20 protein-coding genes are annotated in these 24952 nt (G+C 74.7%); 14 read left to right on the forward strand and 6 right to left on the reverse strand.

Annotated elements, in window-relative coordinates; translation table 11 throughout:
• Window positions 1-16: 16 nt before the first annotated feature.
• Both BGO37_RS03830 and BGO37_RS03835 read left to right on the forward strand, forming a co-directional pair.
• A complete protein-coding gene (locus BGO37_RS03830) occupies window positions 17-940 on the forward strand; it encodes an ABC transporter permease (RefSeq protein WP_291752456.1) in 924 nt (307 codons plus the stop codon).
• Entirely contained in the window at window positions 940-2142 is a 1203-nt protein-coding gene (locus BGO37_RS03835) for an ABC transporter ATP-binding protein (RefSeq protein ID WP_291752458.1), read from the forward strand. The genes BGO37_RS03830 and BGO37_RS03835 overlap by 1 nt, the downstream gene beginning before the upstream one ends.
• A gap of 27 nt (window positions 2143-2169) precedes the next feature.
• Here the strand turns inward: BGO37_RS03835 and BGO37_RS03840 are convergent, their stop codons facing one another.
• Together BGO37_RS03840 and BGO37_RS03845 are read right to left on the reverse strand one after the other, a co-directional pair.
• A complete protein-coding gene (locus BGO37_RS03840) occupies window positions 2170-3744 on the reverse strand; it encodes a glycosyltransferase (RefSeq protein ID WP_291752461.1) in 1575 nt (524 codons plus the stop codon).
• Window positions 3741-4034, reverse strand: coding sequence for a hypothetical protein (locus BGO37_RS03845; protein WP_291752462.1), 294 nt, complete (start codon window positions 4032-4034; stop codon window positions 3741-3743). The genes BGO37_RS03840 and BGO37_RS03845 overlap by 4 nt, the downstream gene beginning before the upstream one ends.
• A 60-nt stretch (window positions 4035-4094) precedes the next feature.
• On the opposite strand from BGO37_RS03845, the gene rfbB reads away from it, so the two are divergent.
• The 6 genes from rfbB (at window position 4095) to BGO37_RS03875 (ending at window position 10724) form a co-directional block, all read left to right on the forward strand.
• Window positions 4095-5090: a dTDP-glucose 4,6-dehydratase gene (gene rfbB / locus BGO37_RS03850; RefSeq protein ID WP_291752465.1), complete on the forward strand. Its 996-nt coding sequence runs from the start codon at window positions 4095-4097 to the stop codon at window positions 5088-5090.
• A 75-nt stretch (window positions 5091-5165) separates the two neighbouring features.
• The gene (locus BGO37_RS03855; RefSeq protein WP_291752467.1) at window positions 5166-6443 is read left to right on the forward strand and encodes an LCP family protein; all 1278 of its coding nucleotides are present in this window, start codon (window positions 5166-5168) and stop codon (window positions 6441-6443) included.
• Between the two features lie 543 nt (window positions 6444-6986).
• Complete coding sequence (locus BGO37_RS03860; protein WP_291752468.1) at window positions 6987-7982, forward strand: LCP family protein; 996 nt, start codon at window positions 6987-6989, stop codon at window positions 7980-7982.
• Window positions 7983-8054: 72 nt separating this feature from the next.
• Entirely contained in the window at window positions 8055-8615 is a 561-nt protein-coding gene (locus BGO37_RS03865) for a hypothetical protein (protein ID WP_291752470.1), read from the forward strand.
• 25 nt (window positions 8616-8640) lie between these two features.
• The gene (locus BGO37_RS03870; protein ID WP_291752472.1) at window positions 8641-10041 is read left to right on the forward strand and encodes a histidine kinase; all 1401 of its coding nucleotides are present in this window, start codon (window positions 8641-8643) and stop codon (window positions 10039-10041) included.
• 5 nt (window positions 10042-10046) lie between these two features.
• A complete protein-coding gene (locus BGO37_RS03875; protein ID WP_291752475.1) occupies window positions 10047-10724 on the forward strand; it encodes a response regulator transcription factor in 678 nt (225 codons plus the stop codon).
• Here the strand turns inward: BGO37_RS03875 and purE are convergent.
• Window positions 10714-11250, reverse strand: coding sequence for a 5-(carboxyamino)imidazole ribonucleotide mutase (gene purE, locus BGO37_RS03880; protein ID WP_291752477.1), 537 nt, complete (start codon window positions 11248-11250; stop codon window positions 10714-10716). The two genes, BGO37_RS03875 and purE, sit on opposite strands and share 11 nt — an antisense overlap.
• 123 nt (window positions 11251-11373) lie before the next feature.
• On the opposite strand from purE, the gene BGO37_RS03885 reads away from it, so the two are divergent.
• On the forward strand, window positions 11374-11940 hold the full coding sequence (locus tag BGO37_RS03885; protein ID WP_291752480.1) for a GtrA family protein: 567 nt from the start codon (window positions 11374-11376) through the stop codon (window positions 11938-11940).
• A gap of 104 nt (window positions 11941-12044) precedes the next feature.
• Here the strand turns inward: BGO37_RS03885 and BGO37_RS03890 are convergent, their stop codons facing one another.
• The 3 genes from BGO37_RS03890 to BGO37_RS03900 form a co-directional block, all read right to left on the reverse strand.
• Window positions 12045-12974 (reverse strand): DUF559 domain-containing protein, encoded by a 930-nt coding sequence (locus BGO37_RS03890; protein WP_291752482.1) that lies wholly within the window; start codon window positions 12972-12974, stop codon window positions 12045-12047.
• Between the two features lie 185 nt (window positions 12975-13159).
• The gene (locus BGO37_RS03895; protein ID WP_291752483.1) at window positions 13160-14485 is read right to left on the reverse strand and encodes an ATP-binding protein; all 1326 of its coding nucleotides are present in this window, start codon (window positions 14483-14485) and stop codon (window positions 13160-13162) included.
• Window positions 14486-14488: 3 nt separating this feature from the next.
• On the reverse strand, window positions 14489-15193 hold the full coding sequence (locus tag BGO37_RS03900; protein ID WP_291752485.1) for a response regulator transcription factor: 705 nt from the start codon (window positions 15191-15193) through the stop codon (window positions 14489-14491).
• A gap of 168 nt (window positions 15194-15361) precedes the next feature.
• Here BGO37_RS03900 and BGO37_RS03905 point away from each other — a divergent pair, with 168 nt between their 5' ends.
• The 5 genes from BGO37_RS03905 (at window position 15362) to BGO37_RS03925 (ending at window position 24916) form a co-directional block, all read left to right on the forward strand.
• A complete protein-coding gene (locus BGO37_RS03905) occupies window positions 15362-16642 on the forward strand; it encodes a sensor histidine kinase (RefSeq protein ID WP_291752487.1) in 1281 nt (426 codons plus the stop codon).
• Window positions 16639-17316 (forward strand): response regulator transcription factor, encoded by a 678-nt coding sequence (locus tag BGO37_RS03910; protein WP_291752490.1) that lies wholly within the window; start codon window positions 16639-16641, stop codon window positions 17314-17316. The genes BGO37_RS03905 and BGO37_RS03910 overlap by 4 nt, the downstream gene beginning before the upstream one ends.
• A gap of 239 nt (window positions 17317-17555) precedes the next feature.
• Window positions 17556-18299, forward strand: a complete 744-nt coding sequence (locus BGO37_RS03915; RefSeq protein ID WP_291752492.1) for an ABC transporter ATP-binding protein — start codon at window positions 17556-17558, stop codon at window positions 18297-18299.
• Window positions 18299-20932, forward strand: coding sequence for an ABC transporter permease (locus BGO37_RS03920; RefSeq protein ID WP_291752493.1), 2634 nt, complete (start codon window positions 18299-18301; stop codon window positions 20930-20932). The genes BGO37_RS03915 and BGO37_RS03920 overlap by 1 nt, the downstream gene beginning before the upstream one ends.
• A gap of 90 nt (window positions 20933-21022) precedes the next feature.
• Window positions 21023-24916, forward strand: a complete 3894-nt coding sequence (locus BGO37_RS03925; protein ID WP_291752495.1) for an FtsK/SpoIIIE domain-containing protein — start codon at window positions 21023-21025, stop codon at window positions 24914-24916.
• Window positions 24917-24952 lie beyond the last annotated feature (36 nt).

Raw genomic sequence — 24952 nt, forward strand, 5'->3', positions numbered from 1 at the left:
GCAGTCGAGGGGATCGATGAGCACCACCACCGCTCAGAAGCGCGCCGAACGCCTCGCGCAGGAGCCGCTGAGACCCGCCGAGCCGACCTACTCCTTGTTCCGCGGCACCCTCGCCAACATGCGGGACATCGCCTCGAGGCGCGAGCTGCTCGGCCTGCTTGTGAACCGCGAGTTCACCGCCAAGTACAAGGACAGCGCGCTCGGCTTCGTCTGGAGCCTCATCCGCCCACTGGCCCTGCTGCTGATCTACTACATCGCGCTGGGCAAGTTCATGGGCGCGGAGAAGAACATCCCGTCGTTCGCGATCTTCATCTACTCCGGGCTGACCGCGTGGACGCTGTACTCCGAGATCATCTCGATCGGCACGTCGTCCGTCGTCAACAACTCGGGCCTGGTGAAGAAGATCTACCTGCCGCGGGAGGTGTTCCCGCTGAGCGTGGTGGGCTCGGCCTCGATCAACTTCGCCATCCAGCTGGCGATCCTGGTCGCGGCGACCGCCGTCACCGGGAAGTTCCCCACCGGCTCCCGGTGGTGGTACCTGCCGCTCTCGCTCGCGTTGCTGTACGTGTTCGCCACCGCGATGGCGCTGCTCCTGTCCGCGACGAACGTCTACCTGCGTGACGTGCAGTACCTCGTCGAGGTCGCCCTCATGATCCTGTTCTGGGCGTCGCCGGTCGTGTACTCGTGGCAGATGGCCGGCAACGCGCTCGCTGCGTCACGCGCCGGAGGTCGCCTGCTCGAGGAGCTGTACCTCGCCAACCCGGCGACCCTCATCGTTCTCGGCTTCCAGCGGGTGTTCTGGGTCGCGGGAAGCGATCGGCCCTTCCCTGCCGATCTCGGGGCGAGGCTGGGGACCGCCCTGGCCGCGTCCCTGGTGATCCTGTGGATCAGTCAACGCGTCTTTGCCCGGATGCAGGGCAACTTCGCCCAGGAGCTGTGATGTCGACCGCACCCAACGTCATCGAGGTCAGGAACGTCTCGAAGCACTTCGTCATCCACAAGGAGAAGTCGCTCAAGGAGCGCGTCCTCAACCCGAGGCAGTCCCGCCGGTACCGGGAGGAGTTCCGCGCGCTCGACGGAGTCAGCCTCTCCATCGCGGCCGGCTCCACCGTGGGGCTCGTCGGTCCCAACGGCTCCGGCAAGAGCACGCTGCTCAAGACCATCGGCGGGATCATCCATCCGACCAGCGGGGAGGTGCTGCTCCGCGGGCGGCTGGCGGCGCTCCTCGAGCTCGGCGCCGGGTTCCATCCCGACCTCACGGGCCGCGAGAACGTCTACCTCAACGCCTCCATCCTCGGCCTCTCACGGGAGTTCACGGACCGGAACTTCGACGCCATCGTCGACTTCTCCGGCATCGGCGACTTCATCGACACCCAGGTGAAGTTCTACTCGTCGGGGATGTACGTGCGCCTCGCCTTCGCCGTCGCCGTCCACGTCGACCCGGACATCCTGCTCGTGGACGAGGTGCTGGCCGTGGGCGACGAGCCCTTCCAGCGCAAGTGCCTCGACCGCATCCGCACCTTCCAGAAGGAAGGCCGGACGATCATCCTCGTCTCGCACGGCATGGACCAGGTCGCAGAGTTCTGCGACCGCGTCGTCGTGCTCGAGCACGGCCGCGTCGTCGCCGACGGTGAGCCGCAGGATGCCCTCAGCGTGCTGCGTGCCGACTTCGACGAGACGCGCCGCGCCGACCTCGAGCGGCAGCGCGAAAAGCAAGCCGACGACGTGCCTCATGCCCGTTTCATCGGAGTCGGCGCAACAACCCTCGCCGATCAGTCGTTGCGGCCGGTCGTCGGCCCGGGCGAGAAGCTGACGATCGCGATGGAGATCGTCGCCGACGAGGAGGTCCGCGACTGGACCCTCGGGGTCGGCATCACGACGCCCATCGGCACGGTTCTCTTCCAGACGACCAACGACATGCTCGGGATCGAGCTGCAACCGTTGCGCGGGCACCACCGTTTCGTCCTCGACCTGCCTCACCTTGCGCTGGGCGACGGCGACTACACGGTGGCGACGTCCCTCTACGACAGCACCGGGCGCGAGCTCCACGCCGTACCGAACGCCTGCCAGTTCTCGGTGCGCTCCGCGGCTACGAGTCGAGGGCCGGTCGCCATGACGGCGCAGCTCATGCAGACCCAGTGAGATGCGCGGCGATGCCGGCGCTTGCGGTCAGCGGCGTCGCGAGGGAATCTCATCCGGCAGATATGGATCACGCCGAGGGCTGGCCCACCGTCGCATGATGAAGTCGTACTCCCAGGGCTCCACCTGAGGATCACGCGTCTGCGACTCGAAGTGGTACGCCGTGACGTCGGCCAGCCACACCAGCCGCAGACCGCGGAACCTGATCTTGTTCGACAGGTCGACGTCGTTGAAGTTGCCCGGAAGGTCCTCGCAGAAGCCGCCCACATCGTCCACGACGCTCCGGCTGACGGCGAGGCACGCGGCGGTCAGGCCGGAGCACTCGCGGTTGACGAGAAAGGCGCTGAAAGGCCCGTAGCTGTCCCCGGCCGCCCGGAACCCGGCGTGCGTCAGGTCGCCTTCGGCGTATACGTGCCCGCCGTGCTGAAGACTCCCGTCGGCGAACAGGAGGCGGGCCCCCGCCGCACCCACCCCGGGCTCGGCGAGCGGCGCCACCAGCTCCTCGATGAACCTGTCGGTCACCACCTGCATGTCGTCGTTCATGAAGACGACCACGTCGCCCTGCGACGCGAGGAAGCCGACATTGCACTTGGCACTGAAGTTGAATGGCTCCCGGAAGGGGACGAGCGTCAGCCGGCTCCCCGCCACCGTGCGAAGTGACCCGAGCACCGAAGCAGGCGTGTCCTCGTCGTACACGACGACGATCTCCAGGTTCTCGTGCTCCGTGTGCGAGAGCACCGAGCGAACCATCTCGACGACGAAGCAGCGTGCTTCGCCCCAGACGCGCCCCCGTCCACCGCGCGTCGGGACGACGACGCTCACCGACGTCTCGGGACTCAGAGACCGGCGGACGCGATACGTGCCCGGGACCGGACCGAGCAGTGCCTCGCCGGCGATCGCGCAGCGGTCGAGATGGCGCTGCACCGCGGCGCGGCCCGCTTCCCAGGCGTAGGGCTTGGCGTCGATGCCACCTGCTGTCGAACCCGCGACGGAGCGCCAGTGGTAGAGCACCTTGGGCACGTGCACGATGTGTCGGGCCCGCTCAGTCACCCGCAGGACGAGGTCGTGGTCCTGTGATCCGTCTGAGCCCGCAGCGAAACCACCGACCTCGCGCACAAGGCCCGTCCGCAGCACGGACAGATGGGCGGTGTACATCTGGCCCCGGAGCCGCTCGGGTGACCAGTCGGGCTTGTGGAACGCGTCGTAGAAGTGGCCCTGCGCGTCGACCTTGTCCTCGTCGCTGTAGAGGTAGTCGGTGTCCGGCTCCCGGCGAACGGCGGCAACCACGCTCGCCAGCGCGTCGCGCGTGAGGAGGTCGTCGTGGTCGAGCAGCGCGACGAACTCGCCGCGCGCTGCTGCCAGCGCATCGTTCGAGGCGGCGACGATGCCGCCGTTGGTGGCACGCGTGATCGAGCGGATCCGCGGATCACTCGCGGTTGCCCGTGCCAGGGCAGCGCGCACGTCGGGCGACCGGGATGCGTCGTCGACGAGAACCAGCTCCCACTCGGTGAACGTCTGGGAGCGCACGGACGCGATCGCGGCCTGCAGTGCCGACACCGGCGGGTCGTAGACCGGCGTCAAGATCGAGACGAGCGGAGCCTTCACGAGGCGATGATCGCGATCCGACGGCGCAGACCCGTCATCAAGCGTCGGACCGAGTCGATCCAGCCGAACGGGAGGCGCTTGGCGCGATGGAGCGCACGCCGAAGCCGCGCGTTCTCCTGCTCGAGCCGAGCGCGCTCGCGTCGTGCAGTCGCCAGCTCGGCCTCCACCCCCAGGATGTACTCCCGCTGGTTCAGCACTGTGCGTCGCAGGTCGTCGACGCCCCCTGGCGACGTCTCGAGACCCCGGAATGCCTCGACGAGATCGTCCGCCCCGCCAGTCTCACCGCTCACCGACCGTCGCTCCATCCTCGCGGTGTGATCCCGCCGCGCAATGTGCGCGACTATATCGGCATGCGTTTGCTCGTCACCGGCGGGGCCGGCTTCATCGGGTCCAACTTCGTCCACCACACGGTCCGCGAGCACCCGGACGTCCAGGTCACGGTCCTCGACGCGCTGACGTACGCCGGCGACGAGCACAGCCTCGACCCTGTCGAGGGCAAGGTCCTCTTCGCCAAGGGCGACATCGCCGACCCGGACATCGTCGACAGCCTCGTCAAGAACGTGGACGCGGTGGTCCACTTCGCCGCCGAGTCGCACAACGACAACTCCCTGCACGACCCGTGGCCGTTCGTGCGGACGAACCTCATCGGCACGTACCAGCTGCTCGAGGCCGTCCGCCGGTACGACGTGCGCTTGCACCACATCTCGACCGACGAGGTCTACGGCGACCTCGAGCTCGACGACCCGGCGAAGTTCACGCCCACCACGCCGTACAACCCGAGCTCCCCGTACAGCTCGACGAAGGCCGGCAGCGACCTGCTCGTCCGGGCCTGGGCCCGGAGCTTCGGCGTGCGCGCGACGATCTCGAACTGCTCCAACAACTACGGCCCGTACCAGCACGTGGAGAAGTTCATCCCGCGCCAGATCACCAACGTCATCGACGGCGTGCGGCCCAAGCTCTACGGCACCGGCCAGAACGTCCGGGACTGGATCCACGTCGACGACCACAACGCCGCGGTGTGGGCCATCCTCGAGAAGGGCCGGCTCGGCGAGACGTACCTCATCGGCGCCGACGGCGAGCAGGACAACAAGACGGTCGTCGAGAGCATCCTCGAGCTCATGGGCCAGCCCGCCGACGCCTACGACCTGGTGAGCGACCGCCCAGGGCACGACCTGCGCTACGCGATCGACGCGTCCAAGCTGCGCGACGAGCTCGGCTGGGTGCCCCGGTACACGACGTTCCGCGACGGCTTGGCGGCGACGATCGACTGGTACCGGGCCAACGAGGCGTGGTGGCGCCCGCAGAAGGACGCCACCGAGAAGAAGTACGCCCAGCTCGGTCGCTGATCTGCACAGATCCTCCACCGGCCCCTCCCCCGACGGCCGGAACGCGGCCATACCCCGTCCGTAGGATCTCGAGTCATGCCCGTCCGCCACGCCTCCGTCGCGCACCCGCGCGGTCCCCGACACGCGCGCCGCCTGGTCGCCCGCCGGGCGCTGCGCGTCGTCGCGCTCTCGCTGACCGGCGTGCTCCTGTTCGGCGTCTCGGCGTTCGCGGCCCTGGGCGCCAGGCTCAACTCGAACATCCGCCAGATGGACGTGGGCAGCCTCCTCGGCGAGCCGGCGCCGACGGACGGCACCACGGTGGAGGCCGACCCGGTGGACCCGAACGCCGGACGGCCGATCAACATCCTCGTGCTCGGCTCCGACCAGCGGAACGGCGCGAACGCCGCCATCGGCGGGGCCGATCCGAGCACCAACTCCGACACGGCGATCGTGCTGCACATCTCCGCCAACCGGGACCGGGTCGAGGCGGTGTCGATCCCCCGCGACTCGCTCGTCGACATCCCGTCGTGCCAGGCCACCAACGGCAAGAAGAGCGGGCCGCAGCACAACGCGATGTTCAACTCGGCCTTCGGCACCGGCTGGCAGCTCGGCAAGGACCTCGCATCGGCGGCCGCCTGCACGGGCCGTACGGTGCAGAACACGACCGGCCTCAAGATCGACCACTTCATCGTCGTCGACTTCGTCGGGTTCCAGGCGATGGTCAACGCGGTCGGCGGCGTCAACATCTGCATCCCGCGCGACCTGCACGACGTCTACACCGGCCTCAACCTGAAGGCCGGCCAGCAGACCCTCAACGGCGTGCAGGCGCTCCAGTTCGCCCGGGCCCGCCACGGCAACATCGGCAACGGCGGCGACCTCGACCGGATCGGCGACCAGCAGCGGCTCATCGCCGCGATCGCCAACCAGGTGCTGTCGGCGAACACGCTGGCGAACCCCGCCAAGGTGACGAGCTTCCTGTCCGCCGCCACCAGCTCGTTGACGGTCGACAGCGGGCTCAACCTGGTCACGCTCTCCGGGCTCGCCTACAGCCTGCGCTCGGTGCGGGCGAACGACATCACCTTCATGACCATCCCCGTGCTGACCGCGCCGAGCGACCCCAACCGCCTGGTCTGGGCGCCGGCCGCCAAGATCGTCTGGGCGGACATGGTCGCCGACAAGCCGATCGCGGGGGCCGACGCACCGGTGAGCACCCCGTCGTCGTCCGCCACCCCGAGCCACGCGGCCACGTCCGGCGGCGCGACGGCGACGACGGCCCCGGCCGGGACCGCCACCGCGACCCCGACGCCGGCCCAGACCAAGGTCGCCGGCCAGCAGCCCTTCACCCCCGCCGACGTCACCGCCGTCTGCAAGTGACGGTGTCGCCCGCCCCTGCGTGTTGCGGCAGGTGATGCCCGCGGGCCCTCCGTACGATCGACGGGCCGGCAGCGGCCCCACGGGCAGGGAGGACGCATGACGAACGAGCGCGCCAACCCGCCGAGCTTCACGCCCGGCGCCCCACGACGCCCGCAGCGGAACGACGACGAACCCGTCGTCGTCGTCGGTCGCGGCCCGGCCAGTCCGCCGGCGCCGGTCCGCCGGCCAACCCCACCCGCCGCACCTCGAGTCACGGCGCGCCCGGGCGGTTCGGCCCAACCCGTCCCACCGCTGCGGGGCTCGGGCGCGCGGCCGGCCGCGCAGGCCGCGCGTGGCTCAGCCCCACGGTCCACGCCACGTGCCGGTGAGCCGTGGGCGGATCCGCCCATGGCCGCCACGCGCGTCGACTCCCTCGCGTCGTCGCGGCCCGTCCTCCCGGGCTCGCCCGCTCGTCCGGTCCCGGGCTCGTCGACGACGTCCGCCGGTGCGGTCCCTCGACGGTCGACCACTGCCACCCGATCCGGGTCTGGCCTGCCCCCCGCGATGGCCGACGCGCGCCCGACGAGACCGGGTGCCGAGGCGGCAGGCCCCCGGCGCACCCACCGCGTCCGCCTCGCCGTGCTGGTGCTCGTCGTGCTGCTGGTCCTCGCCCTCGCCTGGCCGGTCGGCCTGGCGGTCTGGGCGAACAAGAAGATCCAGCACACCGCCGCGCTCTCCAGCGCCGCTGCCACACCCGGCACGACGTACCTCATCGCGGGCTCGGACGCCCGCGGCGGGGACGGGATCCCGCAGGACGGCACGCAGGGGGCCCGCACCGACACGATCCTGCTGCTGCACGTGCCGCAGCACGGCCCGACGTCGCTCATCTCGCTGCCGCGGGACACGTACGTGACGATCGACGGCCACGGGCCCGCGAAGCTCAACGCCGCCTTCGCCTGGGGTGGCGCGCCGCTCCTCGTCCACACGGTCGAGCAGCTCACCGGGCTGAAGATCGACCACTACGCCGAGGTCGGTCTCGGCGGCGTCAAGGACGTGGTCGACGCGGTCGGCGGCGTCAACGTCTGCTACAACCGGGACGCCAACGACCCGGAGTCCGGCATGGTCTGGACGGCGGGCTGCCACGACATCAACGGCACCCAGGCCGTCGCCTACTCGCGGATGCGCAAGGCGGATCCCGAGGGCGACATCGGCCGCGAGAAGCGCCAGCGCCAGCTCGTCGGCGCGATCCTCGGCAAGCTGGACGTCGCCAGCCTCGTGTGGCATCCGAGCGAGCAGGTCAAGCTCATCGACGCCGGCACGGGCGCGCTGACGCTGGACAACCAGGCGAACATCCGGACGCTGGCGAGCCTTGCCCTCGCGTTCCGCGCGGCGAACGGGCCGGGCGGGGTCACGGGCACTCCGCCGCTCAAGAGCATCGACTACCGCCCCGGCAACGTCGGCTCGACCGTGCTCATCGACCCGGCGAAGGCACCCGCCTTCTGGCAGCAGGTCCGTGACGGCAAGCTCCCCGCGGGGACGGTCGGCGGCATCCCGGGCTGAGCCTCGGGTCTCCACCCGGGCTCCACCCCAGGGTGGTGGGCCGGGCACGACCCCGCCGGTTGCATGGGGGGCATGTCCCTCACGCTCCAGAACGTGTCCGACCTCCTCCTCGGCATCGGCGTCGTGGCCTGGATCTGCTACCGGCAGACCACCTGGCAGGTCGTCGACCCGGCCCGCCTGTGGCGCTGGCCCGTGATCGCGGGGGCCGTCGGCCTCGCCACCTTCGCGCAGCCGGGCGGGACCGTGGTCCTCACGGCGGTCGACCTCGTCGTGCTCGCCCTCGAGCTGGTGCTCGCGGCGGGCGCCGGCGCCGCCATGGGCACCATCGCGCGATTCCGCCCGATGGCACCCGCCGCGATCACGGCCTACGAGTCCGGGGATCGAGGCGGCCGGTCGCGGGCCGGCACCGTGCGGTACGAGACCCGGACCGGGTGGGCCGGCGTCGCCCTCTGGCTCGCCCTCATCGCCGTCCGGATCGGCATGGACGTTGCCGCCACGCGCCTGGGCGCGGGGGCGGTCACCGGCACGGCCATGATCCTGCTCGTCCTGGCCGCCAACCGCGCCGCCCGCACGGCGGTCCTCGTCCTGCGGCTCGAGCGGCTCGGCGTCGCGGCGCAGCGCGTGAGCGCCTGAGCCCACCGTGCCCACAATGGGCGCCGTGATCCCTCGCGACCGCCGGCTGCCGCTGGCGCTGCACGCCCTCGGCATGGCCGTCGTCGGCTACGGCGTGGTCGTCGGCCGTTCCGTCGAGCTGCACGGCGCGTGGGTCGCATGGGCCACCGCCCTCGCGATCGCCGCCTGGGCCATGGTCGAGGTCCTGCCACGGCCCGACGACCGACCGGGCCGCCGCCCCGCGCTGACGGCCGTGCGTCGCGCCGCGACCCTGGTGGGCGTCGCCGTCGCCTCGTTCTCGGTGGTCCCGACGAACGGCACCCACCTGGCGCCGCAGGCCGTGCTGATCATCGTCGCGATCGCCGACGAGGGCGCGCCCGTGTGGCTCGGCGCCACGGCCGCCGCGATCGCCACCGTCCTGACGCCGCTCGGCGCCGTGGCGACGCACGCCTCGCCGTCGGTCTCGTACCTCGCCGCGGTCGCCGTGTGGATGCTCATCGGCATCACGCGCCGGCAGTCGGGCGTCGCGATCGCCCGCACCCGCGAGCTCGAGGCCCGCCAGCTGGAGGCTCGCGCGCAGGAGGCCCGCGCCGGGGCGCTCGCCGCCCGGCAGGCGGCCGCCAGCGACATCCACGACGTCCTGGCCCACAGCCTCGGCGGCCTGGTGATCCAGCTCGACGCCGCGGAGGCGCTGCTGGAGGCCGGGCGCGTCGGCGAAGCGCGCGTGACGGTCTCCCAGGCACGGGTGCTCGCCGCCGAGGGGCTGGCGGACTCCCGGCGGGCCGTGGCGGCGCTGCGGGCACCCGACGAGCCGGTTCTCGGCGATCACATCGGACGCGCCGGGCCCGTTGGCGATGGTGGGGCGGGCTGTGGCGAACCCGTGCGTGACGGCCAGGCCGGCCTGCGCAGCGAGCCGCTCGGCGCGCGTGGCGAGGCGGTCCGCCCCAGCCGGCGCTCCGAGCCGGTCAACCCCGGTCGGCGCGGCGAACCGGGCGGGGACGACGAACCCCGCGGACCCTTCCCCGCGTCGCCGGCGACGGACCTGAGGGACGCCGCCGAGCGGCTGCTCCGGACGCACCGTGAGCTCGGCGGGCGGGTCGCCGCGCGCCTCGACCTGGCACGGGCCCCCGCGCCGATCCCGGCGCCGCTGGCCGGGGCGTTCGCGCGGGCCCTGCAGGAGGCGCTGAGCAACGCCCGCCGGCACGCCCCCGGGACCCCGGTCGAGGCCTCGCTCGTCGCCACCGACGAGCTGCTCACGCTGACCGTCTCCAACCCCCTCGCGCCGGCGGCGGTCGGCGGTGGCGGGCCCGCACCGGCAGCGGTCGGCGGTCACGGGCTGGTGGGCATGGCCGAGCGCTTCGCGCTCCTGCCCGGCGGTGCCGCCACGGCAGGCGAGCACGACGGCCGCTTCGTCGTCCGCGCCCGTGCGCGCGTCGCCGCGGGCTGACCGGCATGGACCGACCGATCCGCGTGCTCGTCGCCGACGACCAGGCCATCGTCCGGGACGGCCTGGTCACGGTGCTCGGCCTGCTGCCCGACGTCGTCGTCGTCGGGCAGGCCGCCGACGGCGAGGAGGCCGTGGCGCTCGTCGCCGACCTGTCGCCGGACGTGGTCCTCATGGACCTGCGCATGCCGCGGCTCGACGGCGCGGCGGCGACGGCCCGGATCGTCGCGCGCCACCCCACGACGGCCGTCCTCGTGCTCACCACGTACGCCGACGACGAATCGATCCTCTCGGCACTCCAGGCCGGCGCCCGTGGCTACCTGACCAAGGACGCCGGGCGGGCCGAGGTCGCCGCGGCGGTGCGCGCGGTCGCGCACGGCCAGACGACGCTCGCACCGCAGGTCGGCGCCCGGCTGGTCGACGCCGCCGTCGGCCGGGCTGCCGCCCGGCCGACGGACGCCGCCGCGCTGCTGGCCCGCTTCCCGGTGCTGACGCCGCGCGAGGCGCAGGTGCTCGCCGAGATCGCCCGCGGCCGCACCAACCCCGAGATCGCCCGGCAGCTCTTCGTCGGCCTGGCAACGGTGAAGACGCACGTCAACGCCCTGTTCGCCAAGCTGGGCGTGGCGAGCCGGGCGCAGGCGATCGCGCTCGCCGTCGGGACCTCGCCCGGCGCGCCTACGCGCTGAACCCCGTCGGCGTCCCCGAGAGCTTCGCCCGCAGCCGCTCCCCCTTCGCGTCGGCCTGGGCCGTGAGGTTCTGCGCGAACGCCACCAGGGCCGGCGCGAGCCGCTGGCCCACCTCGTCGGACCCCGCACCGAGCATCCGCACCGCGAGCAGGCCCGCGTTGCGCGCGGCGCCCACGCCGACCGTCGCCACCGGCACGCCCGCCGGCATCTGCACGATCGAGAGAAGCGAGTCCAGCCCGTCGAGCTGCGCCAGCGGCACCGGCACGCCGATGACCGGCAGCGTGGTGACGGCGGCCAGCACCCCGGGCAGGTGGGCGGCCCCACCGGCGCCGGCGATGATGACCCGCAGCCCACGGCCGGCGGCCGAGCGCGCGAACGCCAGGGCCTTGTCCGGCTGGCGGTGCGCCGAGATGACGTCCACCTCGACCGGCACGTCGAACTCCGCGAGGGCGTCGGCCGCCGCCTGCATGATCGGCCAGTCGGAGTCCGATCCCATGAGAATCCCGACGAGAGGCTGGGCAGCCATGTGTGTCCTTCCCGAGGAGGGTCCGTGGAGGCTTCCATTCTCCCTGGTCGGGCGGACGCCCGCCGCTCGGGAGGGGACCCCTCTCCCAGGAAGCGTCCAGGGCCGCGGCGCTATCCTCGCCACGTGACCGCGAACGACGAGCTGCTGCCCGCTGCGACCCTCGTGGCCGACCCGGTCGACGGCACCGCGACGCACAGCCGCCTGTCCATCAAGGGCCTGTGGGCATGGGCGCTGGAGATGGCGCGCTTCCTCGTCGTCGGCGGCGTCTCCTTCGTGGTCGACATGGGCCTGTTCAACCTCCTCGTGTTCGGCCCCGGCCAGGTGCTCGCCCACAAGACGACGACGGCCAACATCATCTCCGTCACCACCGCGACGCTCGTGTCGTGGATCGGGAACCGGCACTGGACGTTCAAGGACAAGAGCAGCGGCCGGCGTGGGCGCGAGCTCGTCATCTACGCGGCGATCAACATCGTCGCCGCGCTCGTCCCGGTCGGGACCGTCGCGCTGACGCGCTACACGTTCAACCTGGCCTCGCCACTGGCGCTCAACGCCGCCAAGGTCGCCGGCATCGTCGTCGGCACCGCGATCCGCTACGTCGGCTACAAGCTGTGGGTCTTCACGGGCGGCAAGGCCCCGAAGACGGCCTCGGGGGCCGACGAGGTCGCCGTCATCGCGGCGACGCAGCTCTGACGCACACTCGTCGGCCCACTCTCCCGTTCCGCGGGCTCCGCCCCGCCACCACCCCCCGCTTCTTCATTTTCCTGACGTTGCGGTCGTGATTCACCGCCACTTCTTCAGGAAAGTGCCGTCGCGCGGAGGGACGCCACGGCGGCACGGACCTGCGCCGCGACCTGGTCGGGACGCTGCGTGAGGTCGGCCCAGGTGTAGCGGAGCACGGTGCAGCCGGCCGTGACGAGGAGGTTCTGGCGGGTCCGGTCGCCCTGGAAGCGCTCATCGCCGTGAGCACGCTGCCCGTCGACCTCGATGACCAGGCGCACGTCGGCGAAGTACACGTCCGCCACCGCCCACACACCGACGTGCTCGTGCAGCGGCTCTCCCGCCGACCACCCCGTGATCCCCGCGCGCCGGAGGATGGCGTGCAGGAGGTCCTCCGCCGGGTTCATGGCACCTTCGGCCAGTCGCCGCGCGAGCCGCCGCCGGGACGGATTCCCCCACCTGCCGGGGTGCTCGGCGACCCAGGAGGTGAGCTCGTCGTGCTCGACGAGGCGTCGCGATGCGACCCACGCGAGCAGGTCAAGGGCCTGCTGCTCCGGCAGGCGCCCGAGGCAGTCGAAGACCGTCCGCCGGAAACCGGTGACGCGCACACCCATGACGTCGACCACGTCGTCGTCATCGAGCCGGAACTGGTGCGGCGTCAGTCGGCCGCGCGATGGCCGCCCAGAGGGCACGACGACATGGATCTTCTCGTCGGCCGCGACCGGGAGACGGTGAACGCGCGCCGCCGTACCGAGCGCGACGACGCAGCCGGGCCACGTGAGATGCGCGGCGAACATCTCGGCATGGTCACTCGGTGCCTGCGCCGCGGCACGCAGCACGAAGCCGGCGACCGGCACCCAGATCCCCCGCTCGACGCGCCACCGCACCTGGCCGGCGGTGGCACCACACTGGATCGCCTGCCGGCGGGTGAAGACGCCGGCCTGCCGCCATGCCACGGACGGAACCCAGTCCCGGTCGCGCCCGCGCACCGGTGTGCTGCCACCCATGCGGCCACGGTCGCCGCCCGGAGGGCGGTGTCGTCATCCGATGTGCCCCACGGTGGCCCGCCGGATGTCCCGACCGGCCTGTGGACGCCTCGCCGCGTCCGCTTTCGTGAGCTTCTTGTCGCGAATCACGACGACAACTTCAGGAAAATGAAGCCGAGGGGGGTGGGGGCTGCGACGGGCGACCCTCAGCGCCGGCGGCTGTGCCCGCCGCGCGTGGCCACCACCGCGCCGCGGGGCAGCACCACCTCGCGCCGCAGCGACGCCGGCACGCCGGCGAGGAACAGCGCGAACACCGCCGGCCGGCGCTGCGCGAGCTCGAGCCGGCCGCCGTCCGCCGCCGCGAGGTCGCGCGCGAGCGAGAGGCCGAGGCCGGTCCCCTTGCCGGACGTCGTGCCGCGCTCGAAGATCCGGCCCGCCAGATCGTCGGGCACCCCGCCGCCCTCGTCGCCGACCTCCACCACGACGCCACCGGACACCCCCGACGAGCGGGAGCGCACCGTCGTCGTGCCCGCGCCGTGCTTGAGCGAGTTCTCGATGAGGGTGGCCAGCACCTGCGCGAGCGCCCCGGGCGTGGCGAGCACCTGGGTCGCGGGATCGATGTCGACGACCAGCGAGCGCCCGGCGCGCGCGAACGTCGGCACCCACTCCTCCTCCTGCTGGTGCACCACGTCGGCCAGCGACACCGCCTCCGTGGTCCCGCCCTGCGCGCGGCGCGACGCGGCGAGCAGGTCGTCGACGACGCGCACCAGCCGCTCCACCTGCTCGAGGCTGATGCGCGCCTCCTCGCGCACCTCGTCCTCGGTGGCGATCGCCGCGATCTCCTCCAGCCGCATCGTCAGCGCGGTCAGCGGCGTGCGCAGCTGGTGGGAGGCGTCGGAGGCGAACTGCCGCTCGGCGGCCAGGCGGCCGGCCATCCGGTCGGCGGACCGGGACAGCTCGGAGGCGACCAGGTCGATCTCCTCTACCCCGGACGGCTCCAGCGACGGCCGCACCTGCCCGGTGCCGAGCTGCTCGGCGGACGCAGCGAGGTACACCAGCGGCCGGGCCAGCCGGTTGGCCTGCCAGATGGCGGTGGCGATGCCGGCACCGAACGCGACGAGGGCGGCCCCGATGACGAGGAGCACGATCCGCATCGACCGCCACAGCAGGTCCCACCACGAGGCGTAGAGGATCACCTGGGCGCCCGAGCTCCCCGTCTTCTCCACCGAGACGAGCCGGCCCGTCGGGTTGGGCCCGGCGCGCAGCACCCGGTCGTCGGGCGTGCGCACGACGACGGTGGCCTGGATCTCGCCGCTCGAGCCGACGTAGCCCTCGATGGACCGGTCGGTGAGCTGTGCGCCGAGCTGCACGCGCAGGTCGATGGCGCTGGCGGCGCGGCCGGCGCGCGTGTCGAGGCTGCGCATGTCGGCCTGGCGGACCATCTGCGCCCCGAGGAAGCCCAGGGGCACGCCGAGGAGGATGACGGCGACCGCCACCGCCGCGATGGTCGCCTGCAGGACGCGGCGGCGCACGAGCTAGACCCGCTCGGCCACCGGGACACCGGCCTCGGTCTCGAACCGGAAGCCCATCCCGCGCACCGTGGTGATGTAGCGCGGGGCGTTGGCGTCGTCGCCGAGCTTGCGGCGCAGCCACGACACGTGCATGTCCAGCGTCTTCGTCGAGCCGGTGGGGTCGGAGCCCCACACGTCGCGCATCAGCTGGTCGCGGCCCACCACGGCGCCGTTGGCCTGGACGAGCACGCGCAGGAGGTCGAACTCCTTGGCGGTCAGGTGCAGCTCGCGCTCGCCCTGGAACGCCCGTCGCGAGGCCGCGTCGACGCGGACGTCCTGCGCCCGCAGCTCGTCCTCCTCCAGCGGCTCGCTGCCGCTGCGACGCAGCAGCGCGCGGACCCGGGCGAGCAGCTCGGCGAGGCGGAAGGGCTTGGTGACGTAGTCGTCGGCGCCCGCGTCGAGGCCGACGACGAGGTCGACCTCCTCCGCGCGCGCGGTGAGGACGAGGACCGGCGTGGACAGGCCGGCGGAGCGGATGGAGCGCGCGACGTCCAGGCCGTCCATGTCGGGCAGGCCCAGGTCGAGGACGATGAGGTCCGCGCCCGGCGCGCCGTCGATGGCGCCTTGACCAGTTCCTTGCACGTGCACGTCGTAACCTTCACGCCCGAGCGCCCGGGCCAAAGGTTCGGCAATCGCTGGATCGTCCTCGGCCAGCAGCACCTGGGTCATTGCCCCATGCTAGGTCACGCGGTGGTGTTCCCCGCTACTGGCACGCACGTCCACGACGACCGACGGGACGCCGCCCGCTCGTCGTGCGACCGCGGACGGACGGTGCGGCGCGCCACGTCCGCCCGCCGGACCATCCACCCACCCCGCCCGCGCCAATACCCTGCAGGCATGTCCCGGTGGGAGCGGCTCCTCGCGTGGGAGGACGAGCATCGCTTCGCGGTCGACTGCGTCTTCGCCGGCGTGCTCCTGCTCGTCGTCCTGCCCGGGTCCGTCGTGGTCAACGGCAGCCTCGTCCGCGTGCCCAACGCGTCGGGCCTGCCCATCACCCGCTACGCCTTCGGCTCGTTCGCCGCCGGCCTGGCCCTGTGCACCGCCGTGGCGGTCCCCCTCGCGTGGCGCCGCGTGGCACCCGCCCCGTCGGCGGGCGTCGTCTACGGCGTCGTGCTTGCCCAGATGCTCTTCCTCACGCCGGTGGTGCTGCCGCTGGACTTCCTCGTGCTCGTCGCGCTGTACTCGGCGACCGTGCACAGCCCGCTGTGGGCACGGCGCACCGCCCTGTGGGGGGCGATCGCCGGGTCGGGCCTGGTCACCGTGCTGCTGCTGCAACGGTCGAACGACGTCCTCACGCCGTTCGCCGCCGGGACGTTCGCGTTCCTCATGGTGCTGGCCGTGTGGGCCTTCGCGCTGGCACGCCGCGGCCGCATGCTGCGCCTCGAGGCCCTCGTCGACCGCGCGCGGCAGGCCGAGGTGGATCGCGACCGGCAGGCCCAGCTCGCCACGTCCGCCGAGCGCGCCCGCATCGCGCGCGAGATGCACGACATCGTCGCCCACTCGCTGTCGGTGATCATCGCCCAGGCCGACGGCGGCCGGTACGCGGCCGCGGCGAACCCGCAGGCGCCCACCCACGCGCTGGAGACCATCGGCGAGATCGGCCGGGCGGCGCTGACGGACATGCGGCGGCTGCTCGGCGTGCTGCGCACCGACGGGCCGCACGACGAGGCGCCCGGCATCATCACGGCGACGCCCGGCACCGGCTCGGTCGCCGTGGCCCCGCAGCCGGCGGAGGGCGACCTCGAGGACCTCGTCGCCCAGCTGCGGGGCGCCGGGATGCGCGTCTCGCTGGCGCGCGTCGGCACGCCGCGCAACCTGCCGCCGGGCGCGGGCCTCACCGTGTTCCGCATCGCCCAGGAGTCCCTGACGAACGTGCTCAAGCACGCCGGCCCCGACCCGAACGTCACCGTGCTGCTGGCCTGGCGGCCGGAGGCGGTGGTGCTCGAGGTGGCCGACGACGGCCGTGGCGCCGCTGCCGACAGCGACGGTGCCGGCCAGGGGCTGGTCGGCATGCGCGAGCGCACCGCGATGTTCGGCGGCACGCTGAGCGCCGGGCCCCGGCCCGGCGGCGGCTTCCGCGTGCGCGCCGAGATCCCCACCCCCCGAGGAGTGTCATGATCGACGTCGCGCTGGTCGACGACCAGCAGCTGGTGCGCGCCGGGTTCCGCATGGTCATCGACTCGCAGGAAGACCTGCGGGTGGTCCTGGAGGCCGGCGACGGCGCCCAGGCGGTCCGCCAGCTCACCGGCTCCGGTCCGCACGTCGACGTGGTCCTCATGGACGTCCGGATGCCGACGATGGACGGCCTGACCGCGACCGCGCAGATCACCGCCCACGAGGACGCGCCGAAGGTCGTCGTCCTCACGACGTTCGACCTCGACGAGTACGTGCTGGACGCGATCCGCGCCGGCGCGTCCGGGTTCCTGCTCAAGGACGCGCCGCCCGAGGAGATGCTCGCGGCGATCCGGACGGTGCACCGCGGCGACGCCGTCATCGCCCCCTCCTCGACCCGGCGGCTGCTGGAGCACCTCGTCCAGGTGCTGCCGGCACCGGAGAACGAGGCCGACGACCCCGCCCGCCGCGCGATCGACGACCTGACCGACCGCGAGCGCGAGGTCCTCGTCCTCATGGCGCGCGGCCGCTCGAACACGGAGATCGGGCAGGACCTGTTCGTCGCCGAGGCGACGGTCAAGACCCATGTCGGGCGCATCCTCGCCAAGCTCGCCGTGCGCGACCGCGTCCAGGCGGTGGTGGCGGCCTACGAGGCCGGCCTGGTCCGCCCCGGCGCCTGACCCGTCCCCACCCCCACTCTCTCTCCCCCCGCCCCGCCCCCCGCCCCGCCCCTCCCCCCCGCGCCTTCACTTTCCTGAACTTCTCGTCGTGGATCGCGACGGAAGGTTCAGGAAAATGACGGTCGGGGTGCGACCTGGGTCTGACCCCGGGGGGCACGACGAGCGACCGGGGGGCGACGCGGCGACCGCGATGCGGCTCCTAGCGTGAGCCCGTCACCCGATCACCGGAGGAAACCCCCATGAGTCCCACCATCGCCTCGTCGGCCCGCGGCCTGACGAAGGTCTACGGCCGCGGTGCGGCCGAGGTGCACGCCCTCGACGGCGTCGACGTCGACTTCGCCGCGGGTGCGTTCACCGCGATCATGGGGCCTTCCGGGTCCGGCAAGTCGACGCTGATGCACCTGCTCGCCGGCCTCGACGCCGCCACGAGCGGCACCGTGCGGCTGGGCGAGACCGTGCTGAGCGGGCTGGACGACGACGCCCTCACCCGGCTGCGCCGGGACCGCGTCGGCTTCGTCTTCCAGAGCTTCAACCTGCTGCCGATGTTCACGGCGCAGCAGAACGTGCTGCTGCCGCTCGACCTGGCCGGCGCCCGGCCCGACGAGGCGTGGCTGGGCCAGCTCGTCGCGACGCTGAGCCTCGGCGACCGGCTCGACCACCGGCCGAGCGAGCTGTCCGGCGGCCAGCAGCAGCGGGTGGCGATCGCCCGCGCCCTGGTGACGAAGCCCGACGTGGTGTTCGCCGACGAGCCCACCGGCAACCTCGACTCGCGGGCCGGGGCGCAGGTGCTGTCGTTCCTCCGCCGGTCGGTCCGCGAGCTCGGGCAGACCGTCATCATGGTCACCCACGACCCGACGGCCGCCGCGTACGCCGACCGCGTGGTGCTGCTCGCGGACGGGCGGATCGCCGGTGACATCGCCGACCCCACGCCCGAGTCGGTGCTCGCCGGCCTCGACGCCCTGCGCCAGCTCGAGGGGGTCTGATGTTCCGGCTCACCCTGGCCCAGATGCGCCGCAGCGTCGGGCGGCTCGTGGCGGCCGGCCTGGCGATCACCATCGGCACCGCGTTCGTCGCCGCGACCCTGCTCGCCGGCGACGTCATGAGCCGCACCGCGCGCGACGCGGTCACCGCGCGGTACGGGCAGGCCGACGTGGTCGTCGGCGGCACGCTCTCGGACGCCGACCTCGCCACCATCCGGTCGGCGCCCGGCGTCGCCGCCGCGGACATCCTCACCGGCGGCGGGGTCGAGCTGCGCACGGCCACTCAGGACCGCTGGCAGCTGGTGGCCCCGACCGTGTCCGACGAGCGGCTGACGGCGCTGCGCGTGCAGGAGGGCCGCATGCCGACGAAGGCCGGTGAGATCGCCCTGCCCCGCAAGGTCGCCGAGGACTTCGGCGTCACGCTCGGCGGCACGCTGACCGCCGTGTGGCAGGCGCCGCCGGCGGGCACGACGCCCACGGTGAGCGCCTCGGCCGGCGCGAGTGCCGCGACCGCCAACGACGGGGCTGCGGCCACGGGTGGGACGGGCAAGCCGGCGAGGCCGACCGCCGGGGAGAGCACCGAGACGATGACGCTCGTCGGGTTCGTCGACGACCCGCACGGCGCGTGGGCGTCGGGGGGCGGCGCCGCGCTCGCACTGCCGGAGGACGTCGGACGCTGGCGCTCGGGCGGCTCGCTGCTCGCCGAGGGGACCAACGAGATCGTGGTCGCCGCGTCGGCCGGGACGGCGCCCACCGCGCTCCGTGACGAGCTGGCGGCCGCGCTGCCCGCGGCGCACGTCCTGACCCGGGCCGACGCGGCCGCGGAGCAGATGCAGCGGCTCGGCAGGGGCGGCGACCAGGCCCTGGTCACGGTGGTGCTGGGCTTCGCGGCCGTCGCGATGCTCGTCGCCGCGCTCGTCATCGCCAACACGTTCCAGGTGCTCGTCGCGCAGCGCACCCGCACGCTCGCGCTGCTGCGGGCGGTGGGCGCACGGCGCGCACAGCTGCGGGCGTCCGTGATCCTCGAGGCGACCCTGCTGGGGCTGGCCTCCTCCGCCGCGGGCATCCTGGCGGGCACCGCGCTCGCGCAGGCGACCCTCGCGGTGCTGCACCACACCTCCGTGACGGCGCCGCTGCCGGCCGCCGTCGACGTGACGTGGCAGGTGGTCCTCGTGCCGCTGGTCGTCGGCACGCTCGTCACCGTGCTGGCTTCCCTCGTCCCGGCCCGCGCCGCCACGCACGTCACTGCCATCGAGGCGCTCCGGCCGATCGACGCACCCCGCGCGGGGGCCGGGGCCGGACGGGTGCGGCTCGCCGTTGCCCTCGTCCTGGTCGTTCTGGGCCTGCTCGTGCTGGGCGGCGCCGTGGCGCTGGGGCTCGGGACGAAGGGCAGCCCGCTGGCGGCGCTCGGCATCGGCGTGCTCGGCGGCACCGTGTCCTTCGTCGGGCTCCTGCTGTCCGCCGTGTTCTGGGTGCCGCCCGTGCTGGGCGCGCTGGAGCGCGGCCTCGGCCGGCTCGGTCCCGTGCCGCGGCTCGCCGCCGCCAACACCGTGCGCAACCCGCGCCGCACCGCGGCGACGAGCACCGCGCTGCTCATCGGCGTGACGCTCGTCGTCATGATGAGCACGGGCGCCGCGAGCGCGCGGACCTCGCTCGACCGGACGCTGGACGGCCACTTCCCCGTCGACATCGAGGTCACCCCCTCGGGGAGCGACGCGTCGGGCCTGCCCGCCGGGCTGGCCACGAGGATCGCCGCGATCGCGGGGGTCCGCCACGTCGCCAGCCTGCCCTCGGCGACGCTGACCGTGACGGACGCGAAGGGCCAGGCCACCCCGGTGACCGTGCGGGCCTTGTCGCCGCAGGACGCGGCGAACGTGCTGCGGGACCCGCGGGCGGCCGCGTCCCTCACGGACGGCAGCGTGCTGCTGCCCTCCTGGCTGGCCGCCGCTCCCGGCCGGGCCGAGCTGCGCCGGGTGGACGCCTCCGGCACCCCCGTCGGCGAGGCGGTCGCGCTCGACCAGGCCACGCCCACCGGGCTGACCGAGGCCATCGTCACCCCGGCGACCCTGGCGCGGCTGGCTCCGGACGCCATCCCGGACACGCTGTACGTGGCGCTCGACCCGACGGCCGACCCGGTCGCCACCCTGCGGTCCGTCCAGGGTGCCCTGGGCACCGCGTCGCTGCAGGCCTCCGGCCCCGGCACGTCCCGTGCGCAGTACGACCGCGTCATCGGCATCATGCTCACCGTCGTCGTCGGGCTGCTGGGGGTGGCGGTGCTCATCGCGCTCCTCGGCGTGACGAACACGCTGTCCCTGTCCGTCATCGAACGCCGGCGCGAGTCGGCCACGCTGCGGGCGATCGGCCTGACCCGGGCGGGGCTGCGCGGGGCGCTGGCCATCGAGGGCGTGCTCATCGCCGGGGTGGGCGCGGTGCTCGGCATCACGTTCGGCCTGGGCTACGGCTGGGCGGGTGCCGCGACGGTCCTCGGCCAGGTCGGTGGCTTCGTGCCGGCCGTGCCCTGGCGGGACCTCGGGCTCGTCCTCGTCGTCGCGCTCGGCGCGGGGCTGCTCGCCTCGGTCGTGCCGGCGCGCTCGGCGGCGCGGACTCCTCCGGTGGCGGCGCTCGCCGAGGAGTGAGCCGACGGGCGGCCCTGGGGACGTGGAGGGATGTCCCCAGGGTCGCCCGCCCGGCGCTCCGGCGCCCGGCGCCGGCGCCAGTCTCGGCGGGTGCGCCTGACGGCCCTGTCCCCCGCCGGCGCGGCCGACGTCGAGGTCGACGACGGCCTGCCCGTCCGCCGGCTGCGCGGCGCGCTGGCGCGGCTCACCGGCGACCCCTCGTGGCTCTCGCGGCCGTTCACCGCCGACGGCGTCGGGCTGGACGACGACCATCCCGCAGGCGTCGCCCCCCTGCGCCACGGTGCGACCGTGCGTCCGGGTCCCGGGGCGACGCCCGACGCCGTCCGCGCGGCCCGGGCGCCGTGGCACCTGGCGGTCGTCGCGGGTCCGGGCACGGGCGCGCTCCTGGTCGCGGAGGGGCCGACGACGCTCGGCCCTCGCGGGGAGCTCCCGGTGACCGACGACGAGCCGTGGCTCGTCCTCCTCCGCCCGCCGCGCCTGCCGCGACCGTGGCGCCCGCGGCGGGCCCGCCCGCACCCGTCGCCCGTCGGGGTCGCGGGCTCGGGGCGGCCCCGGCGGCGTCCGCGCGTCGCGCTCGTCCTCGTCCGGGGCACGACGAGCCCGGCGTACCTCGTGCCCGCGCGCGGCCGCGCCCGGCGCATCGCCCGCTGGCGCTGGACGTCGTGGCGCGTGGGCGACCGGCTGCAGGCGGGCTCGAGCACGCTCGCCCTGCGCCTCCGCGACGCGCCGCCCGCTGCCCGGCGTCACGACCCCGCACGCTGGCTGCGCCTCGCGCCCGCCGCCGCGGGCGCCACGACCTCGGCGGCCCTGGCCGCGACCATGCACCAGCCCGTGCTCCTGCTCGGCGCGCTGAGCGCCCTGGTCCTCGTCGGCCAGCGCCCGGCGCCTCCCGGTCCCCGGCCGGGGCCCGAGCCCGAGCCGCCCCTCGACCTGGCGGCGCTGCGGGTCGCCCTGGCGGCCGACCCGACCGGTGCCGCCCTGCGTTCTCGTGACGGGACCGCCGACGCGCTCGCCGGGCACGCGCCGCCCGAGCGCCCGCCGGGCCCCGCGGGCCGCAGCGGCGTCCTGTCCGCCGTGTGGGAGGGCGAGCTGACGGTCGCGGGGCCGCGCCCCGCCGCGCTCGCCGCCGCCCGCGGGCTCCTGCTCGACCTGCTGGCCGCCGATCCCGCCGCCGCCGTGGAGCTGCGGACCGGCCGACCGGGCGACTGGTCATGGCTCAGGTGGTTCGACGGCACGGTCACCTGCTCGGGGGTGAGCGGTCGCGACGGGCCCACCGGGCGGCCCCTGACCGGGCATGGAGCAACCGGTGACGGCGGGCGGATCCGTCGGCGGCTGGTGGTCGTGGACGACGAGCGCCCGCCCGGTCGCGTCGACGGTCCGGGTCGCGTGCTGCGCCTCGTCGGCGGCCGACCGCCGCCCTGGTGCACGACCGTCCTCGAGGTCGGCGGGCGCACGGCGCGGCTGACCGAGGGCGATCGCACCCGCGCGCTGCCCTTCGTCGGCGTCTCCCCCGGTGTCGCCGAGGCCGTCGCCCGCGGCCTCGCCGGCCGTTCGCACCCGCACCCCGCGAGCTCGGGGGACGTCCTGCTCGGCGACCTACCGGGTGTGCCGCCGCCGGAGGCCGGCGCGATCGCGCTCCGGTGGGGCCGGCCCGCGCTGACCGTCCCCGTCGGCCGTGCCGCCGACGGGTCGCCCGTCGTCGTGGACCTGGTGCGGGACGGTCCCCATGCGCTCGTCGCCGGCACCACCGGGTCCGGCAAGTCGGAGCTGCTGGCGACGATCACCCTCGGGCTCGCCCTCGCCCAGCCGCCCGACCGCCTCGCCGTGCTCCTCGTCGACTTCAAGGGCGCCACCGGGCTGCCGCCCGCGCTGGCGGGCCTGCCGCACGTCGTCGGCCACCTCTCCGACCTCGACGCCGCCGCCGCCCGCCGCACCCTGCGCGGGCTGGCCGCCGAGCTCCGCCGCCGCGAGCGGATCCTCGCCGCACGCGCGGCGCGCGACCTCGCCGAGCTGGACCCGGCCGACCCCGGGACGCCGCCCCGGCTGCTCGTCGTCGTCGACGAGTTCCGGGCGCTGGCCGACGAGCTGCCCGAGCTGCTGCCGTCGTGGGCCCGCCTCGCCGCGCAGGGCCGGTCGCTCGGGGTCCACCTGGTGCTGGCGACGCAGCGACCCGCGGGCGCGGTGCCGGCCGACCTGCGGGCGAACGTCGGGCTGCGGGCCGTGCTGCGCGTGGTCGACGCGGCCGACTCCACCGACCTCGTCGGCATCCCGGACGCGGCCGGCTTCGACCGGGCCGGCCTCGCCCTGCTCGCCCGCGGACCCGGGCGGCCCGAGGTGCTGCGCGTCGCGCGCGCCCTCCCCGGCCGGCGGCGCCAGCCGGTCCGGCTCGCCGCCCCGTGGTCCGCCGGCCCCGGCTGGACCCCGGTCGCGCCACCAGGCCCGTCCGGCACCGATCCGGCGCGGCCGGCGCGGGCGCCCGAGCGCGATACGGCCGAACCGACGGACCCGCGGCCCGAGGGCGGTCGGCCGACAGGGCCCGCCGGTGGTCCGCCGACGCGGCCCGACGACGGACCGTCGGCATGGGTCCGGGCGATCAGGGCGGCGGCCGCGGGCCGGCCCAGCGCCACCGGGCCGTGGCTGCCGCCGCTGCCGCCACACGTCGAGTGGTCCGACGTCCCGTCGGGGCCGGGCCTGCCGCTCGCCCTCGCGGACCTGCCCGACGAGCTGTCCCGCGGCCCGGTGCGCTGGGACCCCGACGCGGGCCACCTCCTCGTGCTCGGCGGACCGGGCTCCGGTCGCAGCACGACCCTGGCCGCCGTCGCGTCGGCCGCGCTCGCGGCGGGACGCCCCGTGCACGCGGTCGGCCTCCCGTCCGGCCTCGTCCCGCGCGGCGTCGCGTCGCAGCTGGACGTCGAGGACGGCGCGCGCGTCGCACGCCTCGTCCGGCTGCTGTCGGGTGGCCGGCCCGCCGCCGGTCGCCGTCCGCTGCTGCTCGTCGACGACCTCCCGGCCGTCGCCGCCGTCCTCGGCCCCCTCGCCCGGGGCGCCGCCCTCGAGTGCCTCGAGCGGCTCTGGGCGGTCGCCGGCGGGCCGGTGGCCGTGGTCGCCGCGGGCGGGATCGGCGGGGCGACGCTCCGGCTCTCGCCGTCCTTCGCAGACCGACTCGTGCTGGGCTCACCCGACCCGACCGGCGACGTCCTCGCCGGAGTCCCCCTCGAGCTGGCGGGGCAGCGCCGGAGGCCGGGCCGCGCCGTCCACCTCGGGCGCGGCGAGGCCGTGCTCTGCCAGGTGGCGCTGGCGCCGGCGGGGCGGCCGGAGGACGCCGCGGCACGGGCCGACGGTGCCACGCCCGACGACGCCACGCCCCGCGTCCGGACGCTGCCGACGCGGGTGAGCGGACCGCTGCCACCTGGGCCGGCGCCGTTCGTCGCCCTCGGCCTGGGCGGCGACGACGCCGGGCCGGTCGGGATGGACCTGACGCTCCCGCTCCTCGTCGTCGGCCCGCGCGGCTCCGGCCGCACCACCGCGCTGGACGTGCTCGCGGCCGGGGCCGCGAACGCGGGCCTGCGGGTGGTCCGGCCGAGGTGCGCCGCCGACCTGGACGCCGAGGGCGCGCTCCTGGTCGTCGACGACGTCGACGAGCTCGAGGCCCGTGACCCGGCGCTGGCCGAGGCGCTCGCCGGGCGGCTAGGGGCGCGCGATCCCCTGCACCTGGTCGCGGCGACCACCACCGCTCATGCGGTCGGCGCGTTCCGCGGCCCGGTGCCGACGCTGTGCCGCGCCGCCCGCCTGCTCGTGCTGGACGTCACCGAGCCCGGCGCCGCCGACCTGCTGGGTCCCGAGGGGCCCTGGCTCGCCGAGGCACGACGCCAGCCTCCCGGCCGCGGGGCGCTCCGCCTCGGCCGCGACGTGGTCCCGCTGCAGGTGGCGTGCCTCGAGCGGCGCCCCGGGAAGGCCCCGCACGGCGCCGAGCAGAACCCGTGACCACCCGCGGACGTCAGGCCGACGGGCCGGTCCCGG

It is taken from the genome of Cellulomonas sp. 73-92, assembly GCF_001898175.1.
Classification (GTDB): Bacteria; Actinomycetota; Actinomycetes; order Actinomycetales; family Cellulomonadaceae; genus Cellulomonas.